This window comes from Butyricicoccus sp., from assembly GCF_977037065.1.
Genome location: NZ_CDRQNY010000040.1, coordinates 1 through 12069, shown reverse-complemented (window position 1 = coordinate 12069; position 12069 = coordinate 1). Strand labels below are relative to the sequence as shown.

Annotated in this window: 9 protein-coding genes and 2 pseudogenes; 8 read left to right on the top strand and 3 right to left on the bottom strand. The window is 56.1% G+C overall.

Annotated features, from left to right (window positions below):
* Window positions 1-213: 213 nt before the first annotated feature.
* Window positions 214-1524, bottom strand: a complete 1311-nt coding sequence (locus tag ACWVX6_RS10310; protein WP_455153093.1) for a DUF1015 domain-containing protein — start codon at window positions 1522-1524, stop codon at window positions 214-216.
* A gap of 209 nt (window positions 1525-1733) precedes the next feature.
* On the opposite strand from ACWVX6_RS10310, the gene ptsP reads away from it, so the two are divergent.
* Window positions 1734-3449 (top strand): phosphoenolpyruvate--protein phosphotransferase, encoded by a 1716-nt coding sequence (gene ptsP / locus ACWVX6_RS10305; RefSeq protein ID WP_455153092.1) that lies wholly within the window; start codon window positions 1734-1736, stop codon window positions 3447-3449.
* Between the two features lie 142 nt (window positions 3450-3591).
* Window positions 3592-3708 (top strand): annotated as a pseudogene (locus ACWVX6_RS10300) (DUF4357 domain-containing protein); the annotation flags it as partial.
* Window positions 3709-3762: 54 nt separating this feature from the next.
* Here the strand turns inward: ACWVX6_RS10300 and ACWVX6_RS10295 are convergent.
* Window positions 3763-5442, bottom strand: coding sequence for a recombinase family protein (locus tag ACWVX6_RS10295; RefSeq protein WP_455153091.1), 1680 nt, complete (start codon window positions 5440-5442; stop codon window positions 3763-3765).
* Window positions 5443-5745: 303 nt separating this feature from the next.
* Here ACWVX6_RS10295 and ACWVX6_RS10290 point away from each other — a divergent pair, with 303 nt between their 5' ends.
* The 6 genes and pseudogenes from ACWVX6_RS10290 (at window position 5746) to ACWVX6_RS10265 (ending at window position 9283) form a co-directional block, all read left to right on the top strand.
* Window positions 5746-6357, top strand: a complete 612-nt coding sequence (locus ACWVX6_RS10290) for a transporter substrate-binding domain-containing protein (RefSeq protein WP_455153090.1) — start codon at window positions 5746-5748, stop codon at window positions 6355-6357.
* 132 nt (window positions 6358-6489) lie between these two features.
* Window positions 6490-7059 (top strand): amino acid ABC transporter permease, encoded by a 570-nt coding sequence (locus tag ACWVX6_RS10285; protein ID WP_455153089.1) that lies wholly within the window; start codon window positions 6490-6492, stop codon window positions 7057-7059.
* Window positions 7052-7632 (top strand): annotated as a pseudogene (locus ACWVX6_RS10280) (amino acid ABC transporter ATP-binding protein). Before ACWVX6_RS10285 ends, ACWVX6_RS10280 begins: the two are co-directional and overlap by 8 nt.
* A 13-nt stretch (window positions 7633-7645) precedes the next feature.
* On the top strand, window positions 7646-8383 hold the full coding sequence (locus tag ACWVX6_RS10275; RefSeq protein WP_455153088.1) for a CapA family protein: 738 nt from the start codon (window positions 7646-7648) through the stop codon (window positions 8381-8383).
* On the top strand, window positions 8317-8961 hold the full coding sequence (locus ACWVX6_RS10270; protein WP_455153087.1) for a CapA family protein: 645 nt from the start codon (window positions 8317-8319) through the stop codon (window positions 8959-8961). Before ACWVX6_RS10275 ends, ACWVX6_RS10270 begins: the two co-directional genes overlap by 67 nt.
* Window positions 8962-9124: 163 nt before the next feature.
* The gene (locus tag ACWVX6_RS10265; protein ID WP_455153086.1) at window positions 9125-9283 is read left to right on the top strand and encodes a hypothetical protein; all 159 of its coding nucleotides are present in this window, start codon (window positions 9125-9127) and stop codon (window positions 9281-9283) included.
* A 107-nt stretch (window positions 9284-9390) separates the two neighbouring features.
* Here the strand turns inward: ACWVX6_RS10265 and ACWVX6_RS10260 are convergent.
* Window positions 9391-12069 (bottom strand): S-layer homology domain-containing protein (locus tag ACWVX6_RS10260; protein ID WP_455153085.1); only part of this gene is annotated, 2679 nt, incomplete at its 5' end.

Genomic DNA, 12069 nt, shown 5'->3' with positions numbered 1-12069 from the left:
TGAACAAGAGTGATTTGCGAGTAAATTTTGCGTACTGACGAGGCACAGTTTTGCGGTAATACTTGATGTATTACCGTGAAACTTCGGCAGCGCGGACGGAACTCGCGCAAGGAACCGAAGCCAAAGTTAGGACATAAAATTTCCGCAAAGCACCGCGGCAGTGCGACCGGAGCCTGCACAAGGAGCCGCCGCGTTAATTGTGCGGTGTTGCCTTTACTTTACGATGGTCTTGGCCTCCATGTAGTAGCGCTTCTCGTGCGCCTCACCCATGGAGAAGGTCTTGCGCGGCAGAACGCCGTCGAAAACAACGCCGCGGAACAGGTCGTTCTTAGCGATGTCCGGCAGGATGAAGCCGAGGTTGCCCGGCTTTTCAGCCAGCGAAACAACAACGTCCGTGCCGTGGATGTAGTCGATCTTCGCAGAGGTGTGGGTCTCAAGATAAGCGTCCAGACCGGTCTGGATGGTAGCGACCGGAATGGCCCACTTCGGGTTCTCGACAACGAACACGCCCGACTTGTTCGCCGAGCAGAACGGGAAGAAGTGCGCGTTTTCACTCTTGGGAGCCTCGTCAGCAACGTAAGCCTTGCAGCCCTCGCCGTTGTAGAAGTCGGTCAGCGCGCTGAGCAGTTCATCTGCGTCTACGCCGAACAGAGCACGGTGGATCGGCTCGATGATCAGGCTCTCGTCATGGATGTTGACAACCTCAACGAGTGCAAAACGTGCCGGATGGTTCTCCTGCTCCTCGGCAGTCAGGCCCTTCTTGACCTCTTCCCAGTACGCCTTTGCGGTGGCCATGGAGTGGTTGCCGTCGCCTACTGCATACGGCAGCAGCGCCTGTGCATCCGTGCAGCCGTACTTCCTGTTGAAGGTCTCGCGGTCGCAGAGTGCTTCGAGCTTGGCCTCGATGACCTCGGTCTCCGGACCGTTCGGCAGGAACCAGCCGGTGATATGGCCGCCGTTCTGCATCAGGTCGGTATCGTACAGCTTGTCATAAGAGGCGGTCTGCTCGAACAGCGGCTCGATGATCTGACGGTCGGGATCGTCGATCAGGATCATAATGTGCGGCAGCTCCAGGCACGCGCCCTGACGAACCTTGAGACGGGGCGGAATACGCTCGACAACCGTCTTTTCGGTCGGGCGGATGAGGGATGCGGAACCGGGCGTGTATTCATACGCTTCCAGATCGACCGACAGCACGATGCCGCGGCGCGGGCAGGAGCCGCCGGACCAGCGCTCGGTCAGAACGACGCCGGCGGGCAGGGTGCGCAGCGTACCGTCCTGCACATACTGCTGCATGGTCTGATGGATTTTCTCCGTGCGGGCAGCAACGTCCGCGTCCTCCAGATAAACCTCCGGCAGGGTCAGACGCAGGGTAGAGGGTGCGTCACCGACGGTCTTATCAGTCTCGGCCCAGTAGTCCGGCTGAGAAGTGTACTGGTCGCAGGCGATGACTGCCCACTTGGACAGGTCCACGCCTTCACGCGGAAACATGATCTCGGGAATACGAGTGCAGCGATTAGCCATAATTATCCTTCCTCCAGTAGAAGTAGTGTGGAATGCCTCTATTATAGCAGACAAATCTCAAGTACGGCACTCGTTTTCCAAAAATAAATGTCGATTTGCAGAAAAAACTTTATTTGCTTGACGAAAGTATAGGGATGTTGTACAATATAATATAGGTTTGGTTGCGAAATTTGTATAAAAATACAATCGTAAAAACGGAGGAAAACCCCATGGTTAAATTCAAGGCTATCGGCGTTTCGGAGGGTCTGGCGAAGGCAAAGGCTCTCGTTATCAAGGAAGAAGATCTTTCGGTCGTTAAGGAGACCGTTGCCGATGCGGAAGCCGAATGCAAGCGCGTTCTCGACGCAGTGGAAAAAGCCAAGCAGCAGATCGAAGTGCTGCGTGACGATGCGGAAAAGAATATCGGTGCGGCTGAAGCGGAAATTTTTGATGCGCATCTGATGATGCTCGACGACCCTGATTTTGTCGAGGGTATGACAAACATTGTAACGGATGAGAAGGTTTGCGCGGAGTACGCGTGCTTTGTCAACTGCGAGAACTTTCAGGCGATGTTCCGCGCGCTCGACGACGAATATATGCAGGCGCGTGCAGCAGACATCGGTGATATTTCTCAGCGGGTCATTAAGAATCTGAAGGGCATTGCGGACAACGCGATTGACACGATCACTGAGCCGTGCATTATTGTTGCGAACGACCTTACACCGTCCGACACGGCGAAGATCGGCGGCAAGCCGGTTGCCGGTTTTATCACGAAGATCGGCGGCCGCACGAGCCATTCGGCGATCATGGCGCGTTCGATGGGTATTCCGGCGATTGTCGGTGCCGGCGAAAAGGCGGACGAGATCGCGGACGGCGACCTGTTGCTGATCGACGGCGCGGCAGGTGAAGTAGTCGCGCAGCCGGATGAGCAGACGCTTGCCGACTTTGCGGAGCGCCAGAAGGCAGATGCGGCGCATCGTGCCATGCTCGCGCAGTACAAGGATAAGGAGGGCGCGACCTCGGACGGCCGCCGTGTCATTATCGAGGGCAACATCGGTACGCCGGATGACGCAGTCCGCGTAGCGGAGCTTGGCGGTGAAGGCGTCGGCCTGTTCCGCTCGGAGTTCCTGTTCATGGATCGTACCGACCTGCCGAGCGAGGAAGAGCAGTTCGCCGCCTACAAGAAGGCGTGTGAGATCATGCAGGGCAAGCCGGTTATCATCCGCACGCTGGACATCGGCGGCGACAAGGAAGTGCCCGCACTGGCGCTGGAGCAGGAACAGAATCCGTTCCTCGGCTACCGCGCGATCCGCATTTGCTTGAATCAGCCGGAGCTGTTCCTGATTCAGCTTCGCGCGCTGCTGCGTGCCGCGCAGTACGGCGATCTGCGCATTATGTTCCCGATGATTTCGTCGGTGGATGAGGTGCGTGATGCAAAGCAGGTGCTCGAGCAGGCGAAGGACATGCTGACCGCGGAAGGTGTACCCTTCAACCCGAACGTCAAGGTAGGCATTATGGTCGAGATTCCGGTGGCGGCTGTCTGCGCGGATGTACTGGCGAAGGAGGTTGACTTCTTCTCGATCGGCACGAATGACCTGATTCAGTATTCCTGCGCGGTGGATCGCATCAACGAGAAGATTTCCTACCTGTACCGTCCGCTTCATCCGGGCGTGCTGCGCCTGATCGCCATGACGGCCAAAGCAGCGAACGAGAACGGTATCGAAGTCGGCGTATGCGGCGAGATGGCAGGCACGGCCGGCATGGCGCCGGTGCTGTGCGGTCTCGGCGTGACCAATCTGTCCATGTCGGCATCCGCAATGCTGGCAGCAAAGGCAGACCTTGCAAAGCACTCCTACGACAAATGCAGGGAACTGGCTGACAAGCTGCTCGCGTGCGCAAGCGCGTCTGATGCAGAGCGTATTTTCACGGACTGGAGAGAGTCCTGAGCAAGAGTAAAAAGCCGCCGTTTCCCTGTGAAGCGGCGGCTTTGCACTGTTCGGATGGATAGAAATTGACTTGTATCGGAAAACGATATTGTTTATCAGGATAACAAGCATTATCTGAGCAAATCCATGTCGTTTTTCCTCGCCCAGTGCGGCGGCCTGTTTCGTTTTGGGCGCAAGCGCGAACGGCTGGATGAAATGGAAAGACAAGTGCGGCAGAACACTTGATGAGCTGTTCCGCAGACAGGCAGAGAAAGCATAAGTAAAGGGACACGGAATGATTCTGTGTCCCTTTTTTCGCAGGAAAGAGAAGCGTTTAGCCCTGGTTTGCCATATTCTGCTCGTAGGATTCGATCATCTTCTTGAATGTGTGTCCCGAACGACGTTCGAGCTTTTCCAGATACCGCATGGTGCTTTCACTGGTGAAAAGTTTGATTTGCAGCTGAATTTTATCATTATCGATCGTTACAAAGATGCGGTCGATATATTTTTGCACGAAATCGCGGTTGATGAGTCCGTTCACCGCATCGTCGCGGGCGGCCTGCAGCACGCGGCGGATCTCCGCGATGTGTGCGTTCAGGTCGGCGCGGGAGTTCTGCTGCTCCTCAAGCTCAGCGAGACTGCGGCTGCACTGCTCTATCTCCTCGTCACACTGGCGGTTCATTTTGAGAAAATCCGCGTCCGTGATCTGTCCGGTGACATTGTACTCGAGCAGCTTGCTCTTTTTCTTTTCGGCAAGGTCGCGCCTGGTGCGCTGTGTGTCAATCTCCTGTGCAAGACCGGTATCGTCCTGACAGAGCGAACGGTACATGGAAATATAGCGTTCAATGAGTTCATCGGCGTTGACGTCCGCTTCCTTGAATACATCCATCAAAACCGGCTTGAGCTCCTGCTCGTACAGCGGCAGGGAAGGGCAGGAGTCCTTGCCGTTTTTGATCTTGCCCGAGCAGACCCACTTGCTGTTGACGTTGCCTTTCCGGTCTTTGGCATCGCGTCGATAGTAGGCCGCGCCGCAGTGCGTGCAGAACAGTTTGCCGGTCAGCAGATTATCGTGATTGCAAAGGTTCTGTCTGCGCTTGACATCCTTGCTGCGGCGGGTGAGGACAGCGTTTGCCGCGTCCCACAGTTCCTCTGATACGATAGCAGGCACGATTTCGCCGCTCTCGTCCTTGAACATCACCCACTCCTCGGGCGGTAGAAATTTCTGCTTTTTGGTGAACATATCCACGATGCGAACCTTGTTGCCGACGTAATAACCCTTGTACTTGGGATTGGAAATCATGCCGGACATGGTGGTGTGCGCGATTTTTTTGCCGTTGTGGTTGCGGTAGCCCTTTTCCCAGAACAGGTTTTCGATCTGTTTCATGCTGTAATGGTCGGTGGCGTATAGTGTAAACAACTCGCGCACCATGGGTGCTTCGGTTTCGTCAATGACAAGGCGCTTGCTGTCCTTTCGGTAGCCGAAAATACGGCTGTTGCCGAGGACAACGTTGTTTTTGATTGCCTGCTGATGGCCGAATTTGACGCGGCTCGACAGCTTACGCAATTCATCCTGCGCGATGCCGGACATGATGGTGAGGCGCAGCTCAGAGTCCTCGTCGAACGTGTTGATGTTGTCGTTCTGGAAAAAAACGCCGACGCCGGCGGAAAGCAGCTCACGCGTGTAGCGGATGCTGTCGAGCGTGTTGCGGGCAAATCGGGTGATCTCCTTGGTGAGAATAAGGTCGAATTTGTCATCCTTTGCGTCCTGCACCATGCGCTGGAAGTTGTCGCGCTTGCGGGTCGTCATGCCGGACAGACCTTCGTCGATATAGCCGTCGATGAACGTCCAGGCCGGATTGCGGGTGATATAGTCGCGGTAATAGCCGATCTGGTTGTCGAGGGAGTTGAGCTGTTCATCGCTGTCGGTCGAAACGCGCGCGTAAAAGGTTACACGGAGCGGGATGTCGCTGAGCCGTGTTGTGCGCAGCAGCTGCCGTATTGTAAAGATGTCCATAATGCTGCACCTCAAAAGTTCGTTGTATCATGATTAGTATATCATAACACGGTCTGCCGTGCAATCGCTTCGCGATGGAAATATTATGTATTATCGTTATGCTATGTTCGGCTGACCAATAAGTGCAATTTGTTTAATCTGCAGCGTATATTGCAGCAGGATTTTGTCGAGTCTGAAATACAAATACACCATAATCCTATTAACACAGTATGAATTAAGCGGTATACCGTTAGCACGAAATAAATTGCAAATGAAACTTCTCTTAGTGAAAAAAGAGGAGAGGTCAAAACAGGAGGTTTTTTCATGAACAAGAGCGTATGGAAGAGAGCGGCAGCGGGTGTTTTTTCTGCAGCGATGCTTGTTACCGCGCTGACAGCCTGCGGCGGCAGTGCAAACGCATCTGCTGAGGCCGACACCCAGCAGGACACCGCAGCAAATACGAGCAGCGCGGAGACCGTTACCGTTGCGGTGCCGGGCACCCCGAAGCCGTACAACTACGTTGACGACAACGGCAATCTCGGCGGCAAGAAGGTTCCGGCAGGCGCAGGCCGTGCGAACGCGCAGTTCATGGAGAGCTACAATAAGGAGCACGCCGATAACCCGATTGACATCCAGTACACCGATGCAGACGCTTCTGCAGCACGCATTGACCTGTACAACGGACGTTACGATGCGTGCATCTACAACCAGACCTGCGTTACCAACGTAACCGAGGAATACGGCTACGAGTTCAACACCTACGAGATTCCGAACGCAGACGAGATCGAGATCCCGGAGGCATGGATTCTGTACCGTCAGGACGAGACCGAACTGTGCGACAAGATGGACAAGGCCCTGGCTGCTATCAAGGAGGACGGTACGCTGTCCAAGCTGAGCGAGAAGTATTTCGGTGAGGACTATGTTCCGCAGGACTGAGTTGCAAAGCAATAAAGATAAAACAGCACAGAAGCCCCCCTGACAGGTGAAAGCAGCTCGCAGGGGCAATTCTGCATTAAAAGGTGATAATATTAAGAATCTATTCAAGCCATCTGCATCAAGAAGATCCCCGTGCTGAGTCAGCTTTCCACGCTGTACAGCTCGTTCATGCGCGGCACGCCGCTGCTCGTGCAGCTGTTTCTGTCGTACTACGGCATCCCCGTTATGTTGAATATCCTCAACTATAAGTTCGGCTGGGAGTTCAGCATCAACGATATTCCGAGCATGCTGTTCGTATTCGTTGCGTTTTCGCTCAACGAAGCGGCGTATATGGCAGAATCCATCCGCGCGGCAATCCTGTCGGTGGACCGCAAGGACATCGAGGCGGCGTGGTCGATCGGCATGACCGGCGGTCAGACCATGCGCCGCGTCATTCTGCCGCAGGCAATGATCGTTGCCATCCCGAACCTGGGCAACAGCCTCATCAGCCTGCTCAAGTCCACCTCGCTGGCGTTTACCATTGGCGTGATGGATATGATGGGCAAGGCAAAGGTCGTTGCGGGCAACAATATGCGCTGCTTTGAGGTTTATATCGGTCTGGCGCTGCTGTACTGGCCGATGTGCATTATCATCGAGTTTATTGTACACAAGCTGGAAAAGCGCTTCAACATTCTGGACAGGGAGGTGCAGCAGAATGATTAAAATGGAGAAGATCGAAAAATCGTTCGGCAGCAACCACGTTCTGCGCGGCGTTGACCTGACGGTGGAAACCGGTGAGGTTGTTTCCATCATCGGCGCATCGGGCAGCGGCAAGTCCACGTTCCTGCACTCGAAAACGTCATGGAGGGTCTGACAGTCGTGCGCGGCCGCTCTGCCGCAGAGGCGAAGGAGATTGCCGAGGAACAGCTGCGCCGGGTCGGTCTGGCGGACCGCATGAACTACTATCCGCACCAGCTCTCCGGCGGACAGCGGCAGCGCGTCGGCATCGCGCGTGCGCTGGCGCTGAATCCCAAGGTCATGCTGCTTGACGAGCCGACCTACGCGCTCGACCCCGAGATGGTCGGCGGCGTGCTGGATGTTATCCGCTCGATTGCGGAGCAGGGCCTGACCATGATTATCGTCACCCACGAGATGAGTTTCGCCCGTGATGTATCCGACCGCGTGGCGTACTTCGCGGCGGGCAATATTCTCGAGCAGGGCACGCCGGAAGAAGTTTTTGAACACACCCGCGAGGAGGGCACAAAGCAGTTCCTCGCGCACATGTCGGCACGATGAAAGGAAGATAATAATGCGATTTATTGTTTGCGGTGATGCGCTGTTTTCCAGCCGCAATCTGGCAAAAAGACTGGATAAAACGCTCATAGAGCGTCTGCAGAGTGCGGATGGCGGCTTCGTCAACGCAGAGTTCTGCACACCCGAGCCGACTACGCCGCCTGCCTGCGGGCGCGGCTATATGACCTCGGTGCGTCCGGCGACGCTCTCTGAGTTTGCTGACCTCAACCTGAAAATGGTCGGCTTTGTCAACAACCACACGGGCGACTACGGCCCGCAGGGCGTGCTCGATACGATGAACGCCGTCGAGGTGCACGATCTGATCGCGTGCGGCATAGGCCGCAGCCTGCGCGAGGCGCGCCTGACAAAATTCCTCGATACGCCGACCGGCCGCATCGGTCTGGTCGCTGCCGGCTCGACCCGCTCCGAGGTCTTTGCCGCGAGTGACAGCGGCGCCGGTGTCGTGCCGCGTCCCGGCTCCAACCCGCTGCGTTGGGGGCGCGCCTACGTCCTGCCGGACGAGCTGTTCGAGCAGCTGCACCAGATCGACATTGCGCTCGGCACGCGCGAGAGCATGGACAAGGGATGCCGCGTGGAAACCTATCCGCCGCAGAGCAGCGATGCGTTCCGCTTTGGTTCGCTGTTTGAGGGCTGCCTGAATATCGAGCGCGGCGAAAAGGCACATGTGTGCATGTTCGTCAACCGGAAGAGGTACTCAAGAGCGTTACGGATGCGTCTAAGCGCTCCGGCCTGACCGTTTTCAGCCTGCACACCCACGAGGGTGTGAACGAGAACTGGTATTCCTCTCGGCTGCCTGAGTTTATCGAGAAGATTGTACACGACGCGATCGACGCCGGTGCGGATGTTGTGGTCGGTCACGGTGCACACTTCCTGCGCGGCGTGGAGATTTACCACGGTAAGCCAATTTTCTACAATCTCGGCAGCCTGCTGATGGCGTTCGAGGCGGGCGAGTCAATCATTGCACCGGAAATGTACGAGGCATACGGCTACGGCGCGGACAGCCGTCCGCCCGATCTGCACAGCAACCGTGCCAAGGACAAAAACGGCAATTTCATCGGCTTCAACGCCGAGCGCCGCTTCTCGGAGAATTGCCTGCTGCAGATCGACCGTGATGAGGACGGCAGCGTAACGTATGGTCTTATCCCGATTGATCTGACCATGGAGAACGAGCGTGTGCTGGAGCGCGGTCTGCCGAAGATCGCATCCGCCGAGGTAGCTGAGCAGATTGCTGAACACATGACGGCATACAGCGCGCCGTATGGCACGAAGCTGACTTACGACAAGGAAAGCGGTCTCATCCGCATTATTTAAATGCTGTATAAGCAGCTATAAAAGGAGAATATCCAATCGGATACCCTCCTTTTGTTTGCATTTGATAGATTAAGATTGCATAAAAATCTGTCTGCGTGGAAAACTGAAATGAGAGTTTCGGTAAATATATATTATAGCAGAAAGCTCAGAGAGGAGAGTTTTCATGCAGGGTATGGAGCAGGCCAAAAAACAGGCTGCAGAGGAGATCTGGCTCAGCTATTTCAACGAGCAGGCGTATGCGGCAGGACTGATCGACGAGAAAACGCGGAACAGGATTCGGGTGTCTCTGGTGCGGCCCGGAGCAAAGAAGCAGGGCATGTAAAAGCACCCCCGCAGAGGGACATCAACCAAATACCGTTCATGAGCAGAGCGCAAGGCCACCGGATAATTTCCGGTGGCCTCGCTTTGCATTATATAGGCTGATGCCCCTTATTTGCCCTGATAGGCGCGATACAGGAAGGTCACGATCTGCGCTCTGGTGCAATCCGCATTGGGGTTGAATGTGGTGTTGGTGGTTCCCTTGGTGATGTTCTCCTTGACCGCCCACAGTACCGCGTCGGCGTAGTAGGCGGTGGACTTCACATCGGCAAAGGGATTGGCTGTACCCGCTGCCGGGGACTTCTCGGAACGCCACAGAAACGCGACGATCTGGGCGCGGGTGCAGGTCATGTTCGGGCTGAACGTGGTATCGCTGGTGCCCTTGGTGATGCCGTTTTCTACCGCCCACAGCACAGCATCGTAGTAGTAGCTGCCCACAGGAACGTCGGTGAAGGGCATGGTGCTGGTTTTAGAGGCGGGGCTTCCAGCGGCACGCCACAGGAAGGTCACAGCCTGCGCACGGGTGCAGATGCCGTCCGGGGAGAAATGGGTATCATCGGTTCCCTTGGTAATGCCGTTCTCCACTGCCCAATCCACAGCATCCTCATAATAGCTGCCGGTGGCTACATCCACAAACACGCCGGTCTGGGGGTTGCCGTTGGCTTTCATAAAGATGGCCTCGATGGCATGGTTTCTGCGGACATTCTCAAAGGTGTAGGACTTCATCGCACCAATGCTCTTGCCGTCGATCTTGACATTGGAGACGGCATAACCCTTGTCTGGGGTGATGGTGAAGGTCCGATCCCGGCCCTCACGGACGCTGACATTGCCGGAGGGAGAAATGGAGCCGCCAGCCCCGGCGGTTGCCTTGATGGTGTAGTAGCTGTAGCCGCTGCCGCCACCGCCTTGATTGCCGCCTGTGCCGCTATTGCGCAGAATCGTCAGCGTGTAAGTTTTAGCACCGATTCCCACGACAATGTCGGTTGTGCCGCTGTTGGGGATGGCCACGGTTGCGCTGCCGCCGGTGGACAGAGCCTGTCCGTTGATGCTCACGGGCTCGCCATTTCCAGACACCGCTGTGACTAGCGTAGATGTTGCTCCGCTATCATTTTGCAGCGTATAGGTATAGTTCGTTCCGTTGGCGGTAAAATCGCCGAGCCCCACTGCCAGACCTTCAAAGGTCAGAAGGTCATTACCGGGCACTGCGGCTCGCACCACTACGCGGGTGCCAAGCCGGGAGAAGGTGACGGTTTCCGTCCGGAAGGTTTCCCCGGAGATGGCACCGCCAATACTGGTCTTTTTCGTTTCCAGAACAGTCCCGGCAGCATCCAGCAGCGTGGCCACCAGTTCTGCGCTATTCTGAGACTGCAGGCAGTTGTTGCGCAGGGTAATGGCGGCGGTGCTGCGACCGTTGCCGTCGTTCCCCTGTGTCACATCCATCGTCAGCTTCTCTCCGGTGCGGGCCAGTGCGCCGGTCATATGGACGCTGGCCTCACTGTCACTGCCGTCATACTCCGGCAGGCGCTGATTGCTTCCCGTTCCACCGATCTTGCCTTCCGCCCACGCCTCGGCGTACAGATAGGTACCCACATTGGGGATCTCGGTTTTGCCAATGGAGTTCATATACTTGCCCAGATTATAGGTCAGGTCCAGTGTAAAGGTTCCCTGATCGATGCGGGCGAGGGCGCTGTTTTCGGAAATGGTGATTTCATTATCGCGAATCGATACGCCGTTTGTGGCGCAGGCTACCTCTGCATGTTTGGTATGCAGATCATCCGCATAGAACGCAATCTTCACCTTGCGGTTCTTTCCGTCGGCCAGCGTGGCGGCAGAGGAATTATAGAGGGTCATGCGCACCGTGCGCTTGCCGGCACTCTCCGCAATCACTTCCATTTGCGAGATGCCAATGTCGGGATAATCCAGATACACTGTGCCTGTTTCGTTGATGCCGGCGTCGGCGGTGATGGTATAGCTCGGGTCGGTCACGCGGTCCTTCACATGGTGCCAGACGGTAAGGGTGGTGCTTTCATTGGGCAGCAGTTTTTCCGTAAGGGTGGCGGTTTCCCCGCCGCCAAGGCTGACCGTTAGGCTTGTCACATCGTTCAGCCCGGTGTTGCGGATGGTAAAGCGAATGGGTGTCAGGCTGTTCAGCGCCAGCGTTGCATAATCTACACCGATCTGTTCCACTGCAACCGCATCAGTGATAAAATCAGAGGTAGCGGTATAGAGGATCGTTTTCTCACCCGGAACGGTCACGTTGCCGATTACCTGCGGGTTTTCATCGTCATAGAAGGTGGCCTGAATGGCGGCCTGCACCTGATTGGGGCCGCTGACATAGGCATCAAAGTGGTCAGCCAGCGTGCGATCCGGCAGTTCTGCCAGTTCCAATGGTGCGGAGAGCGTGTAGGTATTTTTTGCGGCATAGCGCAGCTTGGCCGCCTTCAAAATGCCGTGATCTACCGCGCCGTCGGCACCATTGACAGTCTCATTCCAGACGATGGTAAGATCATTGCGGCTGCGATGATCCCCGCTGAGGGAAGCGAAGCGGAAGTCTCCGCCCACGACGGCGTTGCCGCTGCTGGTCAGGGCAGACAGAGAGCCGGGGAAACTGTTGGACATGGTGCCGCTGCCGTCCACAGCCAACAGCTGAATATCGCTGCTGCCGTCTCGGACACTGTGCCAACCGATGACAAATCGGTCATCCCCGCTGCCGAAGTTGGCTGCAACGACCTGGGGGTTTTCGTCAAGATTGCTGTCACAGGTCGCCAACATGGCTGTACCGGGAGTTCC